The organism is Rheinheimera muenzenbergensis (assembly GCF_036984005.1).
In the GTDB taxonomy this organism is placed as follows: Bacteria; Pseudomonadota; Gammaproteobacteria; order Enterobacterales; family Alteromonadaceae; genus Alishewanella; species Alishewanella muenzenbergensis.
Genome location: NZ_JALAAR010000003.1, coordinates 41,304 through 64,755, shown reverse-complemented (window position 1 = coordinate 64,755; position 23,452 = coordinate 41,304). Strand labels below are relative to the sequence as shown.

The window sequence follows — 23,452 nt, the reverse complement described above, 5'->3', positions numbered from 1 at the left end:
GACTCAGCGGATTTATTATGCGTTGCTCAGCTTTTGCACTGTGTTTAGTTATTACCCCGGCGCTGGCCGCTAACACCCCCTGGCCGGCACAGCCGGTGTTAACGCTTAAACCCGACATGCAACAGGTGGTGGCAGCAGATGCCAGGCTGGAGCAACTGGCTGAGGGCTTTCGCTGGTCTGAAGGGCCGATAGCCGAACCTGGCAGTGGCGATATACTGTTTTCCGACGTACCTGAGAATAAAGTCTATCGCTGGAATGAGCAGCAAGGCCTGACGGTGTTTCTTCAGCCGTCCGGTTATAGCGGCCTGCATCCGCAAAATAACCGCCAGCAAGGTTCTAATGGACTGATATTTAATAATAAAAACCAGCTTGTGCTGGCGCAGCATGGCGACCGGCGCCTGGCGCTGTTTAACGGTATTAATGATGGCGTGCCGCAGTATCAAACTCTGGTAACACAGTTTGACGGTAAGCTGCTTAACAGCCCGAATGATGTGGTGCAGCACAGCAGCGGTGCTTATTATTTTACCGATCCGCCGTACGGCTTAACCGGCGGCGATCAAGCTGCCGAAAAGCAGCTAAGCGTAAATGGCGTGTATCGTCTTAGTAATAGCGGCGAATTAACGCTGCTGGTTGAGCATTTAACCCGGCCGAATGGCCTGGCGTTTTCGCCGGATGAAAACTGGCTCTATGTCGCCAACTCAGATAAAAACGCCGCCCAGTGGTGGCGTTATGCGGTAAAGGCCGATGGCAGTCTGGCTAAAGGCGAGCTGTTTTTTGATGCCACTGCCGCTACCCAAACCGCCAGTGGCTTACCAGATGGTTTAAAAGTACTGCCCTCCGGTGTACTGCTGGCTACCGGGCCGGGTGGTGTTTGGCTGTTGTCGCCACAAGGCGAGCATTTAGGCACTATCCAAACCGGTGTCGCCGCCGCTAATGTGGCGTTAAGTGCCGATAACAGCTGGCTGTATATTACCGCCAGCAGCTATTTACTGCGGATTAAGCTGCAACCAGTGAAACAATAACGCAGCTTATATGTTGATGCTCTGTTAAAAATAAACTTGCAAACGAGAATCATTACCATTACATTGGGCGAAATTGTTTCCCCGGTAATGTAAAGAGCATGACTGCCCGTCGTATTTTAATCATTGAAGATGATCTGACGCTCAGTGCCCAGGTTGCGCAAGTGTTGCAGGGGCAAGGTTTTAACACCCAACAATGCCAGGATGGCGAGCAGGGGTTAACGGCGGCACTGCAGCAAGGTTTTGATCTAATTCTGTTGGCGGTATTGTTGCCTGACAGCAACGGCTTTTCCATTCTGCAACAGCTACGTCAGGTGAAACAAACCCCGGTAATGATGATGACAGCAAAAGGTGTCGAGCAGGAGCGTATACAAGGCTACAGCAGTGGCGCAGACGATTGCCTGGCTAAGCCGTTTAACTTTACCGAATTACTGGTGCGTATTGAAGCATTGTTACGCCGCTCTTTTGGTTACGCTAAAGCGCCTGCTGCCAGCAATAGTCTGAACGTAGAGCACATCCAGCTTAATCGCAGCACGCAACACGCTGAATTTGCCGGGATCAGGCTGGATCTCACACCGGTGCAGTTTAAATTACTTTGGGTGTTACTGGAACATAAACAACAGCTTATGAGCAAGTCTATGCTGTATCAGACAGTGCTGGGGCGGCCTTTTAGCCGCTATGACCGCAGCCTGGATATGCACTTAAGCCGGGTACGTAAAAAGCTGGAAGCAGCCGGCATGTCACCGGACAAACTGGTAACGGTGCATGGCAAAGGCTATCGCTTCGGGTAAACAGGCAAAGCCACTTCGCCGCTCAGGATAAATTTGGCTGTGATGCAGGCAGCGGCTGTTGGCGCTGCCGCTTAGCTAAGTTACACCAGCCGCGCACCGTCAAATCTGACAATACTAACACGCCCAGCATGGCCAGCAGATTGTGAAGCAGCGGCATTTGCTGCAAGCCAAACAGCATCAGCCCCCAGCCAATTAGCAGCCATTGCACGACATAGATTGCCGTTACCCGCTCGCCCCAAAAGCGCAGCAGTGCCAGGGCGCGGTTGTGTTGCGCTAAGTGTTGCACCAGCAGATGACAGCCGGATAAAACCACCAGGATCAGCCCGGTAAAAAACAGGATTAAACCCGGACCGCTGCGTAAATTGTCAGCGATATGATAGCTTGGGTTAGTGGCTATCAACAGGGCTGCGGCGGCCATTAATACCAAGCCAGGCAGCATGCAGCGGCGCAAGGCGCTATGGAGATCCGGTTGCCGGCGCAGCCAGTGCCCCATTATCATACCCAGTAGCGGATAGGCCAGCCACGGAAACAGCGGAAACATGGCGCCCTGTTGTTGATTACCGACAAAGAGTTTTAAGACTTCATCCAGCAGCGGATTGCCGCTGCGCGCATCCCAGAGTAGTGGCGAGACAAAGGCAACGGCCAGCGCGGCTGTTAGCCAGTAACCCGGCCTTGCCAAGCCGTGGCGCAGCAAGGTACAAATGCCTAGTGCCAGGCCGGCAAACTGAAACACGTCAACGATCAACAATTCAGATAACGGCGTATGAGGGGCGACCTCAGCAGTGGTTACCAGGCCCAGCTCAATCGACAGCCACATCGGCACAGTACTGCGGCCCAGGTTAAGTGCATAACCCAGCGCGAATAAAGCGGCTGCACGTAACAAGTCCTGGCGCAAACTGCTGTTAGCCGTATAACTGACAAACACGCCCATAATAAACACAAACATAGATGCGGCAGGCCAGCCGACGGCAAATTTCAGCGTGGCACCAAAGGCACCGGCGCGTACTTCGGGTAAGCCGTAAAAATCCAGCACATGGATCATAATCATCAATAACACCGCCAGCCCTTTGGCGATGTCAAAAGTGGCAAGTCGCCCGGTGCGGGTTAAATTGGCAGCTAGCTGCGGGCGCGTTGCAGACATGGTCTATCCTCGTGGTGTGATTATTGTTGGTACTGATATTCTGGCTGTTGGCTGGCTGTTAGCCGAAACCGACTGGCCAGCCACAGCAATAGCATGGCCAGCAGTGCAAAGCTGCAGCTGACCGCCAGCACTTCGGCAGAGCCGGTTTGGGCTAACTGCAGCAGCTGGGGGCCGAACATCAGCACATCGCCGGCAACGGTTAGCAGCAACAGCAGCGCGCACGCCAGCATGCCCTGGCGCACGAAGTGCTTTGCCCGGTGGCTGAACCAGGCGGCCAGCATGCTAAACAACAGCGTGCCGGCAAAGGCGATTTCAATTACCGGCGTGCGGTTTAACCAGGCGGGTGCCAGCGTGCGTTCGAGCAAAAAGCCGACACCAGTCGCCAGCACTATGCCGATACAGCCGCCAAGCGTTGTGGCATGTAACAACCGGCAGACCCGTGGCGAAATGTCGCGTTTTTTACTGTATTTATTCAGCCACAGCATATTGCCCGCCACTATGATGGCGCAGACGCCAAGGCCTAACAAAAAGTAGATAATGCGCAGATCGACACCGGCAAAATGCCCAAAATGCAGCGCATACAAAAAGCGGGTGCCATCGGCAAAGGCGTTGCGCTGTGCCGGGTTAATGTCAGGCGGAAACTGGCCGTCCCGCACCCGGTAGGTCATATCAATGCGCTGGGCAAAGTTGTCGTTATGTTGGCCAATCAGGCGGATAAGGGCATTCTGGTCGCCATAATGGTTAAGGCGTACCGAGTGGGCATGGGCATTTTGCTGCTGCTCCCAGTCAGCAATCAGCTGATCCAAATCCGGCATCTGCTGTACCTGGCCTGACGGCTGCGCTACAACACGGGCGAAACCGGCATCGGCAAGCAGGCGTTGTCTGTCGCCGTCATACACCAGTGTCAGGGTAACCAGTTGTGAGATCAGCCCCAGGTTAAACATCAGCCCGGTCAGCGCAAAGATAAAACTGTAGGGCAAGCTTATTACGCCAATTACATTGTGAAGGTCAGTTAGCTGGTAGCGCGATGTTTTATCGGTGCGATAGAGGAAAAAATGGCTGAATAACTTTTTAAACTGCACCACCACACCGGTAAAGATGATCACCATAAACAACAGCGTGATAATACCGACTAAGTAATCACCGGCCGGTAACTGTAAATCTATGTGCAACTTATACAGAAAATCGGCGAAATGAAACTGCTCCGCCGTTGTCACTACGTCACCGCTGACCGGGTGTACCAGTAACTCCAGCATATCGGCTTTCACGCCGTCTGCTGCAGGCAACTGCGGCAGATAAAACTGATACCAGGGCAGGTTTTCATCCGGCAACACCAAAAACAGCGTTTGGCTGTGGTCTACCGGATACTGCGCCAGTGTCTGGCGTAGCACCTGATCAACCGGTAGCACGGCCTGTGTCGTATCGACCGGAAACTGTGGCAGTTCGGCCCATTTTTTCAGCTCGGGATAGAACAGCGTTAACGAGCCGGCCCAGAAGATAATAAATAACGGCACTGAGATAAAGATCCCCAGCCAGCCATGGCCGTCCAGTGCTGAGCGCAGCGTTTGCGCTTTCATTGGCGCTCTCCCAGTAGCAGTAACACATTTAACGCCACAGACACCAGCAATACCGGTGTGCAGGGGCGCAGGGCCTGGCGTAGCGATACGCAGCAATAAAACCAGGTCATTACACCGGCCCAGAGCAGAAAACCCAGTACATACCCGAGCAGCAGTAACACATCGATGGCAAGGGGCAACACTAAGGTCAGATTGAGCATCAGGCTGGCGTTAATCAGCAAACCCATTAGCATGGCCACGATAGACTTAAGCCACATTGGCACCTCCGAGCAGCGCCAGCAGTGTCATCAGCAAAGCACCGGCGCCCAGAGTGCTTAGCGCTTTGGGCCAGTGCGCTGACAGCAGCGCCAGTAAACACCAGCAAAACATCAGCAGCGTCAACACGCTAAAGCTGGCGGCTAACCAGGGATACAGCTGGCACAGTAATAAAACGGCGCCTACTGTGCCGGTCAGCAAAGCCAGCGCAGCAACGTTGCGGGCCAGGGGACGGCGCAATAATTGCTGCTTATCCGAGCTGCAATACCAGGCCGCACTGCCAAACCAGACTAGTTGCAGGGCGATAAATTTGATCAACACTGCTAAGCTCCCGGCAGCACTAAAGCTGGTGATTGGTTATGTTGTTGTTGCAGCTGCAACAGGTAACGGTCGCGCCCCAGTATTTTTTTGCAGTGGTTGCCAAACCACTCCAGCGAGGCGTCCAGGTTACGCAATCTGGCGTTAGGGTGCTGCTGCAGATAATCGATAAAGCCGGCATAGTCCACCACACCGTCAAAGATTGGTACCATGCCTTCTCTGGAACCGGCCGCTGCATAGACATTGTCCGGCGCGAACACGCTAAGATGGGCTGCATCGCTGATATTTTTAAAGTGAAAATGATGGATCAGCTCCTGCAGTGCGTCCAGCGCGGCGCGTATGTCAGCACCGGACTCCCACACATGCAGCACGTCAAAGTTAAGTTGCATATTGCTGCGGTTTACTTCGGCAAACAGCTGCTGCGTAGCGCTGACAGAATCGGCATAGGTGTTAGGGTGTGTCTCTATCACCAGATTGATGCCATGTGGTGCCAGCCAGTCACACACCAACTGTAAGCGGCTAAACAAGGCGTGCCGTTGCTGCCCGTCCAGGCTGCTACTGCCGACGGCACCGGCGAAAGTGCGGATTTTTTCGCTGCCCCAGTGGCGTGCCAGCCGGGCTAATAACTGCACTTTGTGATACAGCACGGCCTCGTCGGCCAGTAACGGCAAATAATCACTGAGCATGCTGGTTTTCAGGCCATAGCCGGCTAACCAGTGCTGATCATACTGCGGCTGCTCGGCCAGATTCTTTGCATGCGCGCCCCAAAGCTCAATGCCCTGAAAATGGTTTTGCCTGGCAAAGCTGGCGATCTCAGCAATAGAGATTAACTGATGGCGAAAAGAAATAGTGCAAACGGACAGTTTCACAGGCTCACCTCTGCACTGCCTGCGGCCTTGGCCGCGAAGCCTAACTGATGTATGCCACACCACTGCTCAAATAGCTGATACAAACGCGCCTTAATGCGAAATTCCGTCGCGTCCTGCTGATCCAACAGCTGATAAATCTCGTCAAACAGCGCGCTCTGCTGTGCTGGCGACAGTTGGCCGGTGGATAGTTTCATCGCCCGGTACTGTATTTTTTTGTAGCTGCTAACCAGATCTTCAATCACCTCGCACCAGGCTTCAAACTCCGTCTCGTCAAAGCCAATATCAAGCCAGAAAAACGCAAAAGCATGCTCAAAGGCGTATTTGCGGATCGCCAGCACCGGCAAATGATGCAGTGCTGCACCCAGTTGAGTCAGTGCAGGGCCAGCCGCCGATGGTGCGGCATGGTGCTGTACCACCTGGCGTACCCGGTCTGTCATCGGGTTGCTGTCACGCTTGATACAAGCCAGAAAATAGTCGGCAATTACCTGATTTTCTGCCGGTTTAATTTGCTTGCTGTCAAAAATAAAGCCGCCGGCTACCGCCTCGGAGGCCAGAGCCTGTAACACCTGCTGTTTGCGCTGTACACCTTGCCAGCGAAAATCCGGATCGGACATAAACCACTGCTCCGGATCGTCGGTTTCGGTCAGCAGCACATAGTGTGGAAAGGGATTTTGGTTAAATTTATTTTCCCGCTCTGGCAGCAAATACAAATCCAGCATCACCATCAGCTGTTCGCTGGCGCTTTTTTGCTGCAACAGCGTTTGCATTAGCTGCAGATTTTGCGCTTTGCTCAGCTCTGGCCGGTACCAGGGATTGACCGCCACACCATAGATGCGCTGAAACCAGCGGCGGAAAAAATCATGGTTTAGCGTCGGCGCATGGTAAGCCAGCCGGCATTGCGCATCGATTAATACCTGTGCATCCCAGACACCAAAGTAAAACGGCCGGTGATCGACCCGCTCATCCGCTTTAATGATCTCACACAGACAACTGACAAAGCAGTGCACCTTAATATCGTCAAATTCCGCTGCCGGCTCAGGCGCTGCACTTTCAACAGCGTTGTCGGCAAGTTGTGCCGGCGTACCCTGGCTTAATAAGAATTGTGCCAGGCTATCAACGGTGGCCAAATCCTGCTTATTCAATGCGCTGTCGGGTACGGTTATACCGAGTGACAGCTCCAGATGCAGTAACAGCTGCATCAGCAGCACTGAATCCAGATATAAGTCTTCGTTCAGACGCGCCTGGGCATGGAAGCGGTCCAGGTACTGACATTGCAGTTCATTGTGCAATACCTGTCGTATTGCTGAAATAACAGTATTTTTTTGCATAATGCTGTGTGTATTACCCTGCTGCTTGTGCTGTCTGGCCGGCTTGTAACGCCAGCCAGCTGGCCGCAAGCTGTTTTCGATTAATTTTACCGTTGGCCAGACGCGGGATTTGCGCCACCGCCTCCAGATGATGCGGCACCTGCCAGTCAGCCAGGTGCTGACAGCACCAGCGCCTTAATGCATCAGCGCTTAATGCACTGTCGCTGCAAAACTGTAAACAGGCACGCTGGCCGGCCTGTACGTCCGGTACTTTAAACAGCACCGCATCGCGAACCTGCGGATGCGCTAACACCACATCTTCAACGTCTTGCGGGTAGACATTCATGCCTGCCACTATGATGGTATCGTCCTGACGGGCGACAAAATGCAGCAGCGGCTCACCCTGCGCTGTGCAGCTGAAATAACCCAGATCCTGGGTACGAATCACTGCGGCGGTATCAGCCTGGCTGACACAAATTTCTTCCGCTGCGCTGCCTGAGGCGCCTGCGCTGACCTGCAAATGGGGCAGCACAGTGCCTATGGCAGTGGCACTTTGGGTGTCGCGGTTCAGGCTGATACAGCCCACTTCAGAGCAGCCATATTGTTGAAACAGATGCCTGATCTGCGGCCGTACCTGCGCAAATGCCGGGGCCGACATCAGGCTGCCGGAAATCATTGCCGCGTGCAGCTGGCTGCCTTTGGGCCAGAACGGCAGCAAAGCGCTTAACATAGCCGGTGAGGTGTACAGCAAGGGGTTATCGCTGGCCAGCAGGTGTTTCAGTAAAAACTTCGGATTGATATTGGTAATAATGCGCGGTGTCAGGCCACGCTGCAGCGCTACCAGCACGCCACAAATTAAGCCATAAGAATGGGTTACCGGGCAGGCCACCAGCGGAGTCATGTGCTGCGCCTCAGGAAAATGCCGGCAATAGCTGCTAATTTCTACCGCTATGTCTGACCAGCTGCGCTTGATGCACTTTGATGCCCCTGTGGTGCCGGAGCTGAGCTGGATCAGGCCGGCTGCGCTGTTGTCAGGCGCTGTCTCAAGACTAATCGCTGTATTGAGCTCGCCATAAAACAGCAGCTCACAGCCAGCCTTCTGGGCATAGCGCTCGGCCAGGGCTCTGGGCGTGCTGGCATGAATTGGCAACACTGACAGCTGCTGCTCTCTGGCGTACAGGCACAGCGCCAGTCCGACAAAGGTATCTGGCAGGCAGTAAGCAATATGGCGGCCAGGCTGCTGCAACTGCGCTATGCCGGCAAAGTGAGCAAACTGCTGTTGTAACGCCGCTTGGGGGTAAAAAGTATCATCAATATATAACATCGCTGGCTCCATGGCGGCTCTGATACAGGGGGTTGGTAATGCTATGGTGAAATTCGCTACCCGGCTGGCCGCTGAGTTTTTTGCGCAGCAGCGATTCTGTCTGGATCTGCGCCTGATGCAGATCCAGCTGCGCCAGCCGGGCCGACCAGCCTTTTGCTGTTGCGGCGTAGCGGCTTAGCGCCTGATCTATCCGTAGCCAAAACAGTGCTTCGGGATAAGCAAACTGCTGTTCGAGTAAAAACGCCATCTCGGTCAGGTTATAGACAAACAGCGTATCGACCAGCAGCTCGCGCAGCGCTTCGATAGAAGACATCCAGTAATAACGATCGTCTGCGCCCTGGCGGTAATCCGGGTGCAAACCGGCAAAATCCGGTTGCAGCGCGGGGGCGGCTAAAAAGGTGCTGACAAACTCCAGGCTTTCATGAAAATCGCGCAGCACCAGCTGTTGTGGCCAGCCATTATCGTGTAACAGCGTCATGTTCTGCGCATGGGTTTCCAGCGCGATACCATGGCGTACCAGCAAGTGCCAAACCGGTATCACTGCCACCTCGATCAGCCGATCTAACCAGTTTTGTATGCCATAGCGTTGCAGCCAGGGCGCAATAAAGGCGGCGCCGTCTGTTTCTGTCAGCGTTAAGGCGACAAAGGGCGTTGCGCAGTAACCGCTGGTAAGCAACGGCCGGCTATCACGAAATATCACACTTAATGACGGCGCCAGTTTTACCAGCCAATGCTGCTCAGGGCTGGCTGCGGCGTCGTTTAATACCAGGCCGGCGTATTCAGACTGAATAGCCAACGCTGGGTTTTGTTCAAACCAGGGATCCTGCGCCATTACGCTTTGCAGCCACCGGCTTAGCCGCGGTGCTGTACAGACAGAATGCGGTTCTATAGTGCGCAGCGACGAGCTGTTCACCAAATTAAGCGGCAGCTTAATGTTGGCTTTATGGTTGTGGCTGACATTAAACAGCGTGCGCAGTGAAATACCCGCCTGATAATAGTCACCGGCGCTACCAAGCAGGATCAGATGCCGGCGCGCGACAGGCTGCTCAATAGCCTGTTGTAATGCGTTAAGCTGCCACGGATGCACCGGTAATAAGGCGTAATCGGTCAGTGCCGCGCCTTCAGCCAGCATGGCATTGCACAGCTGCTGCCAGGTTGCACTACCCAGTTCGCGTTGCCAAAATGCTGTTTCGCTTGGGCAATCCAGTTGCATCGCCAGATAGGGCCGTCGTACCGCCAGCCAGCACAGCTGAAATGGCTGACCGGCTTCAGGCCCATAGCGGGCATGGTCGGCCAGGCTAAAGCCGCTGCGGGCTTTAAAGCAGGGGTGATAAGGATGGCCTTCGTCAATGGCCGACTCCAGTGCGATATAGCCAAGGCCGCGACGCGGCTCAGTACGGCGCAGCTGCTGCTGGTTCCAGCGGCAAAAACTGATAGTTTGCTCCAGCTCCTGCAACAGCCGCTGCGCAGCATCAGGATTGCCGGGTAACGCCTGAACCAGCGCGGCTAAATCGACCCTCTGCGCCACGCCGTTATTAAGTTGGCAGATATCGCCTGCGACCAGACGTACCCGGCCAAAACCCGACAGCCTGCCGCGGGCCCGGTAAGCTTGCCCTGCGATGTGAAAGCTAAAATAGCGGCCATCAAACCGGTAGGGCACTATCTGCTCAAACAGCACAGCTTCCAGCAGTTGCCGCAGTACCCGGGCGCGATGGGGGCAGTTAACCGCTGTCTGCCTGGGGCGTGACAGCTCAGGGGCAATTTCCTCAGATGCAACATCCTCAGATGCAATAACCTCAGGCCAGCTCAAGCGCTACCTCTGCTGAGCTCTCATCGCCGGAGGCAGGCCCGGCCAGCTTGCTGGCGGTGTACAACGGATTGCTTATCCGGGTGTAAACGGCCAGTTCGTTATCGGCCTGCAATTCGTCGACGTCCTCGACCCGGGTTAGCAGGTTGCCTTTACAGGGTATGGTCTGGCGGTACAGTATTGACGCTATCAACGCCCGGCCGCGTTCTGACATCCGGGGCAACAGGCTGAGCAAACGGTTACGCGCTTCTTGCAGCAATAGCGCTTCAGACAGCAGATCATCCAGACCAAAGCGGTTGATTACGGCAAACAACTGATTGATGATCAAATAATAACTAAAGCGATCACATATCACCGCGTCGGGGTAAAACAATTTAGCGCATTGCTGCAGGCCGGGTTCAAGCTGCAGCAGGCTATCACGTTGCGATTCGGCCAGATAAAAGCCCTGATTGTCGCGGTAATAATAGGCGCCCGGATAGCCGTTGCTTAATTCCAGAATCGAGTTTTGCTGGTGAGCTTCCAGTGCTATGCCCAGTTGGTCAAACAGTTGAATGGCCGGCGCTATGGCGCACTGCCAGTAGCGGTTGAACCAGTCGAGGCTGGTTTGCTGTAGCGAGGTACCCTGCTGCTGGCTTAACTGCATAATAATTTTCGCCAACCTGGACGGCTGCGCCGGTAAAACCGGCTCTTGCAGTAAGGCTGCCAACGACTGCACGCCGGCTAACCCGGTGTCGGCGCTTTGCTGATAAAACGGATTGTCGCGGATAATCAATTCAAAACCGCTTTCCTGCTGCTGCGGCAACGCCAGCGACAAGTAGGCCGGATCAGCGATTAGCCGAAACTCAGGCTGGCGCTGGCTAAAGCCGTTGCTGCTTAGTAATCTGGCCAGAGCCACACCAGCTTCAAGCTCGTAGTGCATGTTAATACGCAGTGAGTTGGTGATCTTGACCGGAATGGACACTTTCACCATGTAATTGAGTTCGTCACAATACAGGGTGCGCACCGATGACGTAGCGGTAAACAGCGGCCCCAGTGGCCCGATGTCAACCAGTTGCTCAGTGCCAAGCAGCTGTTGGATATTGTGCTGCGTAACTAACCACTGCGCCTGCAGCGGATGCACGGCCAGCAGCACCATACCTTGCTGGCAAAGCTGTTCTGCCTGCCGCCGTAGCGCCGTGTCGGGCTCACGCCAGGCAATGTCTGCCACGATCTGCGCTGCGCTTTGCGTCAACGCCGAGTTTTGTATCACCCGCTCTGCGGCCGCCGCGAAAAAGTGCAACTTAAACCGGCCTTTAAGCTCAGGCGCATAGTGTGCATGCTGCCAACGATGCATGCCCTGACGTGACTTGGGCGTAGGGTGGAGCCAGTGGCCAAACAGAATAGACTGCTCGCTGTCGATAAAGCGCGTGCTGTGCAGCAGCGGATCGTCAAACCTGGCCTGCAGATACTGTGTCATGATCTGGTGGCTTTCCAGCGTGCGGGCCGTCAGTTCCAGTTGTTGCTCACTGACTTCTGCGCGCCGTTGTGGCTGGGCATAAATTTCCTGAATAAGCAGCATAATGGCCGATATCGAGTCCAGCGGTTGCCAGTCCAGACTGGCCGTTTGTAACTGATAACAAGCCGTCAGTCTGTGTCTGCCGACCACAGAGCGATACGCAACGCCAATTGCCAGACGTTGTCCGGTGTTGGCCAATTGCAATTCAATGACGTACTGGCTTTGTGGATCTATTGCCAGGCCGCAGCATCTTTGCCACTGGCAACCAGAATGCCAGACGCCTGGCTGAATTTCTCTGAGATAAGCGTTAACAAATGCCTGAAAGGATGCATTATCTGCGACGTGCCTGGCCTGAAATGCCATGCATAACTCCTGAAGCTTGCGCCTGTTAGTAAATTGCCTAGTAAGTTAATGATAACTATTCTCGTCCGCAAATAAATTTACAATTGTTACATTTCACGGCAGGCTGGCAGGTCGAAAACGCCAGACGTAAGCCAGCGCCAGTAGAAAGGTTAGCCATTCCGCTGCCGGTAAGCCGATCAGGAATAGCCACTGTGCCGGAGCAGGGTTAAACACCGCAGCCTGGTAAAACAGGCCATAACACAGCAATAGCATGGCCGCCGGCAATACTATACTGCGGCAAGACGCCAGAGTGGCTGATGCAGCGGGCTGATGCACTGCCGTGAGATAACAACTCAGCACTATATTAGCGCCATTAACCAGAAACAGCGGCCACAGCAGCAACATGATATGGCCCGACAGTTGCGCGACAGTGGCGGCTTCAGCAGACAGAAACCAAGCTGCAATCGTCGCATGGGCAAAAATTAGCACCAATACCAGCCCGCAACCCAAAGCGCCGGTTGTCAGCAACGACAAACTGAGGAACTGACTAACGCGCCGCCGTTTACCGGCGCCGAAATTCTGACTGACTAACAGGTGCAGCGCATCGGCTACGCCGTAACTGAGCATTACACTGAAAAAAATCAGATAGTTAACCAGGCTAAATGCCGCCACCCCTGCGCTACCCAGTTGCAGTACCAGCAACCAGTTAAGCAACAGAAATAACAGACCGACGGACACTTCATTGATAAATTCGGAGCAGCCATTGTAGGCCGTTCGCCACAGCAGTTGCCAGTTTTGCTGATACCACGAAAAGCGCAAACTGCGGCGCCGGCTGAAAAACCAGCTGGCTAACACGGCAAATTGCAGCAACTGTGCTATTGCCGTGGCATAAGCCGCCCCGGCCATGCCCAGTTGCCAGTGCACAATAAACAGCGCATCAAATAAGATGTTGCTCAGTGCCCCTGTCACCAGCGCCCAGGTTGCCAGCAGCGGATGACCGTCCATCCGGACAAAATAATACAGCACCATAGTGCTTAACTGGCCGATAAATACCCAGCGCATCACCGCCAGATAGTGCTGCATCAGCGGTTGCACCTCGGGCGGGGCCCGGAGCAACCACAACAGCCAGGGTTCCGCCAGAAAACTGGCGATGGCAAAGACGCTGTTTAGCAGCACGGCCAGCATCATCACCTTACTAAACAGCGCTGACGCCATGGCGCTATCCTGTTGCCCGAGGTATTTACCCACAGTAACGGCGCCACCTATTGCCAGCATCAAAGAAATGGCTATCAGTAAGCTGAAGTAGGGCAACAACAAACTTATGGCCGCCAGGGCGTTGGCCCCGAGCTGATTAGCCACAAAAATGCCATCCACCAGGTTAGCCGTAGTGAGGGCCAGCAAGCCCACGACAGAGGGCAGCAGATAGTAAAAAAAGGTCTTTACGACCGGCCCTGCAAGCGCCGGATTGCTATCAGGTGATGTCATCATTCAGGCGTTTTCCCCATACCCATCAGTATTCAATTCGCTATGGCGGCATGATGCTACGCGGCAGAGCCTGGCTCAGCAATCAAGGTTACAATTGTGACATTCTGTCCGGCGCGACTCTGGAGGGATAGCAGCCGGCGTGCCGGCAGCTGTAAATGTAACAATTGTAAATTTCATTTTCTTTGGACGGCCGATTCCTATAATGCCTTGCAAATAATAATTATTATCATTTAAGCATTTAGCATAAAACACAGGACGCCTACCGCCAATGCAAAATATACACAAAAACGTAGCGGCTCTGCCGCTGGCCATATCACTGGCACTGCTCAGCCACTCTGCTGTAGCGCAACACAGCGAAAATACCGCACAGCAGCAGAATATAGAGCGGATCTCTGTGGTCGGTGCGGCCACTAACTTTGCCGTAACGGCAGACGACATCGAAAAAATACAGGCCAATGATTTAAGTGACATCTTCCGGCTGGAGCCTTCGGTTACCGTGGGCGGTGGTGGTCTGGGCATTACTCAACTGGTGTACATTCGTGGCTTTGAAGACACTATGCTTAACGTTACCGTTGACGGCGCGCCGCAAACCGGCACCCTGTTTCACCACATTGGCCGGCTGGCGATAGAGCCGGAACTGCTAAAAAGCGTTGAAGTGCAGGCAGGAGCCGGTGAAGCTACCGCCGGCTCAGGTGCTATCGGCGGTGCTATCCGCTTTCAGACCAAAGACGCCAATGATCTGCTAAATAAAGATCAGCGCTTTGGTGGCATACTGAAAATAGGCGGTGGCAGCAATGACTTTTACAAATACAGTGCCAGCGCTTATGGCCGGATCAATGACAACTGGAGCCTGCTGGCGTCGCACGTAAAAGTAGACAGTGACAGCTACAAAGACGGTGATGGCAACGAAATCGCTTACGAGTTTACCGATGCAACAGGTAAGACGGTGCGTAAGGCGACTGATACCGAGCAGGAGCTGAACTTTATCAAGCTAAGCGCTGAATTTGAGCATGGTCAGTACCTGTCACTAAGCTACGAAACCCGCGAAGAAGAGGGCAGCTTTCCCTCTAAGCCTAATTTCCCGATTTCAGCCAGCAACCCGATCTTTCCGATTGAAACCGAGCGCAGCACTACCGTGTTCAACTATGGTATTCAGCAGGGTAGCCTGCTGAACCTGGCGGTTACCTTGTACGATACCGAGCAATCGCTGCTGGTGAAAGGTAACCGCGCCTGGCACCCTTATCAGGGGCAAATTACCACCCGTGGCGGCGATATCCGTAATACGCTGGATTTGGCAGCCCATAGCCTGACGGTTGGGGTCGAATATCGTGACCAACGCTCGTCAGCCGGCACGCTGGGACAAGCGTTGAGTGCAGAGGAAACCGGTAAGGTGCTGGGGATCTATGCACAAAATCACTGGGACATCAGTGAAACCCTGCTGCTTAGCTTTGGTTTGCGTTATGACGATTACAGCCTGAACACCACGCACAAGTTTTATGCTGAAAATCAGGCCAATTTTGCGGCTGTTGCCGCCCAGTATCCTCAGGTAGCTGAGGCAGGGTTTTTCCTGGTCGCCGATTTTGACACCCTGACGCCGGTTGGCCGGGTCGCCGGGCCGGATGGCAGCTTTAGTTACCTTAGCCGCAGCTCTGAAGATATCAAAGTCAGCAGTGATGGTTTAAGTGCCAACCTGGGTTTAGCCTGGCAACTGACACCGGCCTGGCAGTTAACGGCAGGTTATGCCCAGGCGTTACGCGGCAAAGAAGTGGGCGATACTTTTACCATTGACTATAACGGTGTCGAACCCGGCATTGAAGCGGAAGAGGCAGAGAATACCGAAGTGGGTCTGCAGTACAACCAGCACGGCCTGATGTTTAAAATTGCCGCTTACCAGTCTACGCTGGATAACGCCATGAACCTTGAAGTTGGCGGCACCAATGTGCGCAACATTGGTGATATTGAATCAAACGGCGTAGAGCTCAAGCTTGGTTATCAGAAAGATGAGCTGCGTATGGTTGCCAGCTATGTGCATAACAATAGCGAGCTGCATAACTACCAGCCTAATGTGGCGACCAATGCGTTTGATGCTAACGGTGCCGCTATTGTTAATCTGGCGGCCTACAGTGCTGATTTTAACGCCTTTAATATTGCTAAAATTCAGGCGCCTGCCTTAGTTAATGGTCAGCCGCTTATTTATGATGGCATTAAACTTGAAGGCTACGAACAGCGGGCTATCGGTAACTCCCGTGGTGATACGTTTAGCCTGGATGTCAGCTACAGTGTGCTGGAAAATCTGGAAGTTGGCTGGTTCTTCACACATGTGCAGGCGCTGGACGGCATAGTTGCGCTGCACAATGTGGTTAGCAGTGGAGACGTCAGTGAAGTAGTCACACTGCGCAAGCCAGGCTACAGCCTGCATGACTTCTACGCCAGCTATGATGTTAACGACAATATCAGACTGCGTCTGATGGTGAAAAATGCCTTTGATAAAGCTTATCGCGATCACTCCAGCTTTGCTGATTACAGCGAAATCTGGGAAGGCTTTGCCAGTCATAAAGAGCCAGGCCGCGATGTTCGCCTGAGCCTGTCCTGGCAGTTTTAAGTTGTATCAGGCAAGCGGCGGCTATGCCGCCGGTTGCCGACATGGTGGCAGGAGTAATAACATGTCTGAAGCAGAAACCACAGCGCAACTTACGCCTCAACTGCAGTGCACAGCCCGGATAACAACGGCTAACGGCAGTAAGTATTTGCAACGCTTGTGCAAGCATTTTGCACACAAGGTGCGCGCCGACTGGGACGAAAACCGTGGCCAGGTTATCTTTGCCGAAGGTGTCTGCAGCTTAGAAGCCGATGCCCTAGGTTTACAGCTGATTTGCAGCGCCGCTTCGCAGCAAGACTTAATGGATATCGTCGATACCATGGACCGGCATTTCATCCGCTTTGCCAAAGCTGAAGCGCCAGAACTGAACTGGCAGTAACGGCGCGATTGCAGTTGCCAGCGGGGATTAAGCCGGTTGGGCCGGTTAGTTTGGCGCCTGCGACACGCAATTGCGGCCTTTGGATTTTGCCTGATACAGTGATTCATCGGCACGTTGGATCAGGTCGTGCAGGCTATCGTCGGGTCGACACTGCGCTACACCTATACTGACTGTGCACGCTGGTATAGAAGGGTTTTCAGTCGATTGTAACTGCAGTGCCTGGCGAATACGCTCTGCCAGCGCAGACGCATTGTCTATAGCGGTGTCGGGTAAAATAATCAGAAACTCTTCACCGCCAATGCGGCCAATAAAGTCTGTCTTGCGCAGCAATAGGGCAAAGCTTTCTGCGGCGGATTTTAACGTAACATCGCCTGCCTGATGGCCATAGTTGTCGTTGATGGCTTTAAAGTGATCTAAATCCAGCATCATAATACTCAATGCCGTATGCTGGCGTGCGGCCCGGGCAATCTCCAACTCAAGCAGGCGCATCGTTTCACGCCGGTTGCACAAGCCGGTTAAATCATCTGTGGTAGCCATTTTTTCCAGCTGCGCGGTGCGTTTTTTTACTTCGGCTTCCAGATGCTGGTTGGCTTCGGCCAGTTTTCGCTCCGCCTGCACTAATTCAGCGATGGTAATTTGCATACTGCGCTTACTCGGAATGCTTATCGCCTGGGGCAACAAGTACCACAGCATAATGGCGGTCAGTATAGAAATAACACCGGTCAGCGATTTTACAATGCCATGAATATAGTAATAACCGTGCCAGACGTTAATGATACCCAACAGATGGGTTGCACCGCAGAAAAAAATAAAGCCGGCAAACAGCAAAAATATCGAATTAAAGTGTAAATCGTCCCGTGCCCGCACCAACCTCACTAACGCTAACGGTATCAGCATATAGGCAATAAAGGTCAATACATCGCCACCGACATGCAGTATCAGTAAATCGGTACGCCACAACAAACAATGGCCATGCGGCATAAAATCGCCGTTTAATAAGTCAGTGATAAAATCCATTTATGCGTCCCGATAACAATAGTCTTCACACAGCTTAGTCAATAATTCAGCACGCTGTTGATAGCACAGAAACTATCAGCCAATTAACAGGCATGGGAGTAAATTAACTGTGGCAAATGCGGCTATGTCCGGGCGGCGCTATTGTGCCGGTTATTCCCAGCGTGCATCCGTTTCGCTGATGTTAAAGGCTATTTTTTTACCCTGGCTGGTGAGCTGAAACACCTGCTTTGGTGAACCATCGGCGTTAAGCTCAACCAGGCCTATGCCGGATTGATTCAGCAAACGCTCGCCGGCTTTAGCCGTGTCGGGCTTATGCGGCACAATCTTCATACTGCGGCGTTTGGTAAACCAGTTTAGTGGCGAGCGTGGCGAATACAGCCAGCGGTTAAGCCGATCCAGTACATCCAGCAAGCGGGGTGGAAACTGGTTTTTTAAGCCACTGCTGGTAATTTGCCAGATATCCGGCCCGCCTTGTTGGCCACGCAGGTTGACTTCATAGACAAATGAATAGTGCACATCGCCGGATAAAATAACAAAGTGCTTCGGTGTTTTAGGGTGGCGGAATAAGTTCATCAACGCATAAGCGGTGCCGCGGTGCGCCATCCAGTTTTCGGCGTCCACCAGCAGCGGCCGGCCAAAAAACGTAAATAACTTTTGCACGCCTTCAATTAATTTCACGCCAAATACCGGTGCCGGTGATACCAGCACCACCGCATCATGACCGATAAGGTCTTGCTGCAATTCGGTAATGGCTTCCCAGTCCAGCAGGCCGGAGGGCTTGCCTATGTTAACTTCCGAGCGCCAACGCCGGGTGCGGGTGTCCAATACCAGCAGCGGCGGCTCAGTAGGCCATTGATAATGCCACTGGTTAAAACGCAGCAGCTCAGTGATAAGCTGCTGATGCTGTTCAGAACCGCTGTTGGCGAAGGCGTGTTCTGCCTGTTTGAGCAGATCGGGCGTAAAGCGCTCAGGCGTATTGCCCCAGCCCTGACAGAGCAAATAGCCGATTAAGGCATTACCGATAATGCGGCGGGAAAAATCGTGGTTATAGGCTGTTTGCTCCCACTCGGCGGTAAGGTTCCAGTCGTCCGTGACATCATGATCATCAAAAATCATCGCGCTGGGCAGGTGCGCCAATACCCGCCTTACTTTGCTAAGACCAGCGGCAAACTGCTGAATAATCTGTTGATGCTTGTTGAAGGTTTGCTGTTGCTCTTCGCTAAGTTGAGCGGCGATATCGGCAGTGAGCTGCGTTGCATCATCCAGCCAGCCTGCCGGCGACCATACCAATAAATACATGCCCAACATTTCTGCCAGACTGATCAAATGGTTTCGGGCATTGTCCGAAGTAAATACCGGCTTTTTAGCACCTTTAAACAGCTGAGTGATAACAGCCCGGCTGCCTTCTGTTTTTGGTAATAAGGTTTCACGGCGATAATAGTAAGGTTTGCTACTATGCAGTTCAGATGATTTGGTGACAGCAGAGCAGGGCAAGCTTTCATCGGTAAAGTCCAACTGGCCGATGAGCCGGTGAATGGCATTTAGCATCGGCGCAGCCACGTCATCGGCATATATTTGATCACCACTATGTAACAACAACGCCGGCCAGTGCTCTGCTGCCTGTTGCTGCAGGTATAAATCTGCCGCCAGCAAGCCATCCTCGGCGGGATAATGCGGCTTACGACAGGAGCCATGCAGTAACCGGCTGAGTTGGGGCTGAATAACAAAGCCCGGGGTGTTGCGGCCGGCATACACTATATCGGCTGCCCAGTGTTGCCAGCCCAACCAGTCGGGTTGCGGATTATCCGATTTATCCGCCAGGGTTAAGTCATAACCTATCCAGCAGCCGGTTGGCAGCGCTTGTTGCAGCGGAACATGAATAAGCTGCAAATACAGTTTGCCGGCACAGCGCACTGTCTGACAATGTTGCTGCATTTGCAGTGCCGTAAAATGCTGAGGCTCGCCGTTGTCGGGTAACAGACTAAGTTGCAGCTGCACCGGCCGGCTGGTCGCCAGCCACAGCGTAAAACGTTGTGGCGTGACGGCGCGCAGCAATGGCCCGGCCAATACTAATGGCAGGGCGGCGTCTTGCGTTGTATCCGCTGCTAGTGTTGGCATTAGCGCAGGGTAACAAACTCTTCAGCGCTGGTTGGGTGCAGCGCTACGGTGTTGTCGAAATCGGCCTTAGTAGCACCCATTTTTATTGCTACGGCAAAGCCTTGCAGCACTTCGTCCATGCCTTCGCCAATGCCGTGCAGGCCAACCACTTTTTCATCCGCTCCGGCGCACACCAGCTTAAAGCGGCTCAGTGCGCGGTGTGCTGTAATGGCGTTATACATGGCGGCAAAGTTGCTGCGATACACTTTGACATTAGCCGCGCCATATTGCGCAACAGCTTCGGCTTCGGTTAAGCCAATAGTGCCAATAGGCGGGTGGCTGAATACCACTGTAGGTATTAGCGAATAGTCCATATGCGCATCTGGCATGGCCGGGTTAAACAGCCGCTCGGCCAGCAGTCGGGCTGCTTTGACGGCCACCGGCGTCAGTTGAGCTTCACCGGTGATATCGCCAACGGCATAAATCCCTTTCACATTTGTGTTTTGGTATTTATCGGTGCGGATAAAGCCCTGTTCATCGGTCTGCACACCGGCAGAGACCAAATTTAGCTTGTCGGTTGCCGGCTCGCGGCCGATAGCCCAAATCAGGCAATCGACATCGTTAAAAACGCTGCCGCTGCTGCAGTATACTGTCAGTGTTCCGGCGGCGGTTTTTTCCACCCGGCTGACTTCAGTGTGGCTGTGCAGGTTGAGCTTATCCTGCGCCATGCGTTCAAGCAGCATATCGGTAATGTCGCTGTCGAAATTACGCAGTGGCCGGTCTTTGCGTACTAAAAGATGCGTATCTGTGCCCAGTGCATGCAGCACGCCGGCAATTTCCACCGCGATATAGCCTGCACCTATCACTAAGGCTTTTTTCGGCTGGGTGGTTAAAGCAAAAAAGCCGTCGGAGTCGATACCGTGCTCGCTGCCGGGGATCTGTGGCCGGCTGGGGCGGCCGCCGGTAGCGATAGTAATATGATCGGCCGTGATACGCTCGCCGTTTACTTCTACCGTATGGGCATCAACAAAGCGGGCAAATCCCTGAATAAGGGTTACGCCATTGGCATCAAAGCCTTTTTGATAGCTGGCATGAATACGCTGAATATAGGCTTCGCGGTTTTTCACCAGCGTGGACCAGTTAAAACTATTTTGCGTCACGTCAAAGCCGTAATCCGGGCTGTATTTTAGTGCTTCGGCAATATGGGCACCGTACCACATTACTTTTTTTGGTACGCAACCGACATTAACGCAGGTGCCGCCTACGGCTTTAGCTTCAATAACGGCGGCGCTGGCACCACGTTGGGCAGCGCGGTTGGCCCCGGCAATACCGCCGCTACCGGCGCCTATGGCTAAGTAATTAAAATGACGGCTCATATCTGTGTCCCGGATTGCTGATTAATGCACAGGTTATATGGGGTAAGGCCGGCTTTTGCAAGACAGTAACCAGCAGAACTGCAGTAAGCGGTATCGATCTGCATTGACAATAGTGCTGACTGCCCCAACATTAACGGTAATATTTTGCCATCGCAATTAAGGTTTATTATGTCTGCTTCTGAAAATATATTGCTGTCGTTCGCCGGCTTACCGCCATTTTCCCGCATTAGCCCACAGCAGGTTAAACCTGCAGTAGAGCAGGCGATAGCACAGGCCCGTGCTGCTGTAGAACGCGCTGTGGCGGCTGTTGACGTAAGCTGGGATAGTTTAATCGCACAGCCGGAGCTAGACGAAGAACGTTTGGATAAATTGTGGTCGCCGGTGTCGCATATGAACTCTGTCGTCAATACGCCAGAGCTGCGTGAGGCCTATGAGAGCTGTCTGCCGCTATTGTCAGAATTCAGCACCTGGCAGGGGCAGCATGAAGGTTTATACCAAAAATATCAGCAACTGGCGCACAGTGCTGACTACGCCGCTTTAACGCCGGCGCAGCAAAAGGTGATTCAAAATGCCTTGCGCGATTTTAAGCTGTCGGGCATTGGTTTATCGGCAGAAAAAAAGCAGCGCTACGGCGAAATTCAAAGCCGGTTATCCGATTTAGGCTCGCAGTTTTCTAACAATACACTGGATGCAACCCAAGCCTGGTTTAAGCATATTACCGATGAAGCCGATTTAGCCGGTTTACCGGAAGATGCCAAACTGGCGGCAGCTGACGAGGCAAAAAACCGCGAGCTGGATGGCTGGGTATTTACGCTGGAGTTTCCCAGCTACATAGCGTTAATGACCTACGCTGATAACCGGCAACTGCGAGAAGAGTTGTACAGCGCTTATTGCACCCGGGCGTCAGAGCAGGGCCCGACGGCCGGCCAGTTTGATAACAGCGCCATTATTGAAGAAACGCTGGCCTTAAAACATGAGCTGGCGCAGCTACTGGATTTTAACAACGCCGCAGAAGAATCACTGGCAACCAAGATGGCAGAGTCACCGTCGCAGGTACTGGATTTTCTGCACGATTTAGCCCGCCGTGCCAAACCGCAAGCCGAGCAGGATTTGGCCGAGCTACGTGCCTTCGCCCAGCGCGAATACCAGCTGACAGAGCTGGCCGCCTGGGATATTACCTACTATGCCGAAAAGCTGAAACAGGCCAAGTATGCCATATCGGACGAGCAGCTACGGCCGTATTTCCCTGAGCATAAAGTGGTAAGCGGCTTGTTTAGCGTGCTGCAAAAGTTATTTGGTGTAACGGTTCAACAGCGCGATGGCGTCGATGTGTGGCACGCGGATGTTAAGTTTTACGATATTTTTGCGGCTGACGGTGAGCTGCGCGGTAGCTTTTATTTAGATTTATATGCGCGGGCGAAAAAGCGCGGCGGTGCCTGGATGGACGACTGTCAGGGCCGGCGTGTGTTGCAAGGTGGCAGTGTGCAAACGCCGGTGGCCTATTTAACCTGCAACTTTAATAAACCGGTAGGTGGCAAACCGGCGCTGTTTACCCATGATGAAGTGGTGACCTTATTCCATGAATTTGGCCACGGTATTCACCATATGCTGACCAAAGTGGATGCAGCCGCAGTGGCCGGTATTAACGGCGTGGCCTGGGATGCGGTAGAGCTGCCAAGCCAGTTCCTGGAGAACTGGTGCTGGCAGGCTGAGGCGCTGGCAATTATTTCCGGCCATTATGAAACGGGCGAGCCACTGCCACAAGACTTGCTGGACAAAATGCTGGCGGCGAAAAACTTCCAGTCAGCGATGTTTTTAGTGCGCCAGTTGGAGTTTGCATTGTTTGATTTTCGTTTGCATGCCGAGTATGAGCCGGCATTGGGCGGCCGGGTACAGCAAATGCTGGACGAAGTACGCAGCGAAGTGTCAGTTGTTATTCCGCCGCGCTTTAACCGCTTTCAACACAGTTTTGGCCATATTTTTGCCGGCGGTTATGCCGCTGGCTATTACAGCTACCTGTGGGCTGAAGTATTGTCAGCCGATGCGTTTGGCCGTTTTGAAGAAGAAGGTATTTTTAATGCCGGCACCGGGCGGGATTTTTTACGCTGGATCTTAGAGCGTGGCGGCAGTGCCGAGCCGATGGAATTGTTTAAAGGTTTCCGTGGCCGCGAGCCATCAAATGAAGCCTTGTTGCGGCATATGGGCATTGCCGGTTAACAATTCATTGCCAATTCAGCGCCGCTCTGCCAAGCTG

At 53.4% G+C, this 23,452-nt stretch carries 18 protein-coding genes; 5 read left to right on the top strand and 13 right to left on the bottom strand.

Going from position 1 to position 23,452, the window contains the following annotated elements:
- Positions 1-17: 17 nt before the first annotated feature.
- Together MN202_RS04375 and MN202_RS04370 are read left to right on the top strand one after the other, a co-directional pair.
- Entirely contained in the window at positions 18-1,022 is a 1,005-nt protein-coding gene (locus MN202_RS04375) for an SMP-30/gluconolactonase/LRE family protein (protein WP_335734873.1), read from the top strand.
- A 98-nt stretch (positions 1,023-1,120) separates the two neighbouring features.
- On the top strand, positions 1,121-1,810 hold the full coding sequence (locus MN202_RS04370) for a response regulator transcription factor (RefSeq protein ID WP_335734872.1): 690 nt from the start codon (positions 1,121-1,123) through the stop codon (positions 1,808-1,810).
- 22 nt (positions 1,811-1,832) lie between these two features.
- Here the strand turns inward: MN202_RS04370 and MN202_RS04365 are convergent, their stop codons facing one another.
- The 10 genes from MN202_RS04365 to MN202_RS04320 form a co-directional block, all read right to left on the bottom strand.
- A complete protein-coding gene (locus MN202_RS04365; RefSeq protein WP_335734871.1) occupies positions 1,833-2,951 on the bottom strand; it encodes a heparan-alpha-glucosaminide N-acetyltransferase domain-containing protein in 1,119 nt (372 codons plus the stop codon).
- Between the two features lie 20 nt (positions 2,952-2,971).
- On the bottom strand, positions 2,972-4,528 hold the full coding sequence (locus tag MN202_RS04360; protein ID WP_335734870.1) for a PepSY-associated TM helix domain-containing protein: 1,557 nt from the start codon (positions 4,526-4,528) through the stop codon (positions 2,972-2,974).
- Complete coding sequence (locus MN202_RS04355; RefSeq protein ID WP_335734869.1) at positions 4,525-4,785, bottom strand: hypothetical protein; 261 nt, start codon at positions 4,783-4,785, stop codon at positions 4,525-4,527. The genes MN202_RS04360 and MN202_RS04355 overlap by 4 nt, the downstream gene beginning before the upstream one ends.
- The gene (locus MN202_RS04350; protein ID WP_335734868.1) at positions 4,775-5,104 is read right to left on the bottom strand and encodes a hypothetical protein; all 330 of its coding nucleotides are present in this window, start codon (positions 5,102-5,104) and stop codon (positions 4,775-4,777) included. The genes MN202_RS04355 and MN202_RS04350 overlap by 11 nt, the downstream gene beginning before the upstream one ends.
- Positions 5,105-5,106: 2 nt before the next feature.
- A complete protein-coding gene (locus MN202_RS04345; protein WP_335734867.1) occupies positions 5,107-5,970 on the bottom strand; it encodes a sugar phosphate isomerase/epimerase family protein in 864 nt (287 codons plus the stop codon).
- Positions 5,967-7,298 (bottom strand): DUF6005 family protein, encoded by a 1,332-nt coding sequence (locus MN202_RS04340; RefSeq protein ID WP_335734866.1) that lies wholly within the window; start codon positions 7,296-7,298, stop codon positions 5,967-5,969. The genes MN202_RS04345 and MN202_RS04340 overlap by 4 nt, the downstream gene beginning before the upstream one ends.
- 13 nt (positions 7,299-7,311) lie before the next feature.
- Entirely contained in the window at positions 7,312-8,601 is a 1,290-nt protein-coding gene (locus tag MN202_RS04335) for an AMP-binding protein (protein ID WP_335734865.1), read from the bottom strand.
- Positions 8,588-10,411 carry an IucA/IucC family protein gene (locus tag MN202_RS04330; RefSeq protein WP_335734864.1) on the bottom strand — a complete coding sequence of 608 codons (1,824 nt, stop codon included), beginning with the start codon at positions 10,409-10,411 and terminating at the stop codon, positions 8,588-8,590. Before MN202_RS04330 ends, MN202_RS04335 begins: the two co-directional genes overlap by 14 nt.
- Positions 10,398-12,266, bottom strand: a complete 1,869-nt coding sequence (locus MN202_RS04325) for an IucA/IucC family protein (RefSeq protein ID WP_335734863.1) — start codon at positions 12,264-12,266, stop codon at positions 10,398-10,400. The genes MN202_RS04330 and MN202_RS04325 overlap by 14 nt, the downstream gene beginning before the upstream one ends.
- 93 nt (positions 12,267-12,359) lie before the next feature.
- On the bottom strand, positions 12,360-13,733 hold the full coding sequence (locus MN202_RS04320) for an MATE family efflux transporter (RefSeq protein WP_335734862.1): 1,374 nt from the start codon (positions 13,731-13,733) through the stop codon (positions 12,360-12,362).
- Positions 13,734-13,998: 265 nt separating this feature from the next.
- Between MN202_RS04320 and MN202_RS04315 the strand changes: the two genes are divergently transcribed.
- Positions 13,999-16,332, top strand: coding sequence for a TonB-dependent receptor domain-containing protein (locus MN202_RS04315; RefSeq protein WP_335734861.1), 2,334 nt, complete (start codon positions 13,999-14,001; stop codon positions 16,330-16,332).
- A 61-nt stretch (positions 16,333-16,393) separates the two neighbouring features.
- On the top strand, positions 16,394-16,708 hold the full coding sequence (locus MN202_RS04310) for a DUF2218 domain-containing protein (protein ID WP_335734860.1): 315 nt from the start codon (positions 16,394-16,396) through the stop codon (positions 16,706-16,708).
- A 45-nt stretch (positions 16,709-16,753) separates the two neighbouring features.
- Here the strand turns inward: MN202_RS04310 and MN202_RS04305 are convergent, their stop codons facing one another.
- The 3 genes from MN202_RS04305 to gorA form a co-directional block, all read right to left on the bottom strand.
- Positions 16,754-17,725: a GGDEF domain-containing protein gene (locus MN202_RS04305; RefSeq protein ID WP_335734859.1), complete on the bottom strand. Its 972-nt coding sequence runs from the start codon at positions 17,723-17,725 to the stop codon at positions 16,754-16,756.
- A 150-nt stretch (positions 17,726-17,875) separates the two neighbouring features.
- Complete coding sequence (locus MN202_RS04300; RefSeq protein ID WP_335734858.1) at positions 17,876-19,843, bottom strand: alkaline phosphatase D family protein; 1,968 nt, start codon at positions 19,841-19,843, stop codon at positions 17,876-17,878.
- Positions 19,843-21,198, bottom strand: coding sequence for a glutathione-disulfide reductase (gene gorA / locus MN202_RS04295; protein WP_335734857.1), 1,356 nt, complete (start codon positions 21,196-21,198; stop codon positions 19,843-19,845). Before gorA ends, MN202_RS04300 begins: the two co-directional genes overlap by 1 nt.
- 168 nt (positions 21,199-21,366) lie before the next feature.
- On the opposite strand from gorA, the gene prlC reads away from it, so the two are divergent.
- Positions 21,367-23,415: an oligopeptidase A gene (gene prlC, locus MN202_RS04290; protein ID WP_335734856.1), complete on the top strand. Its 2,049-nt coding sequence runs from the start codon at positions 21,367-21,369 to the stop codon at positions 23,413-23,415.
- The last annotated feature ends 37 nt before the right edge of the window (positions 23,416-23,452 follow it).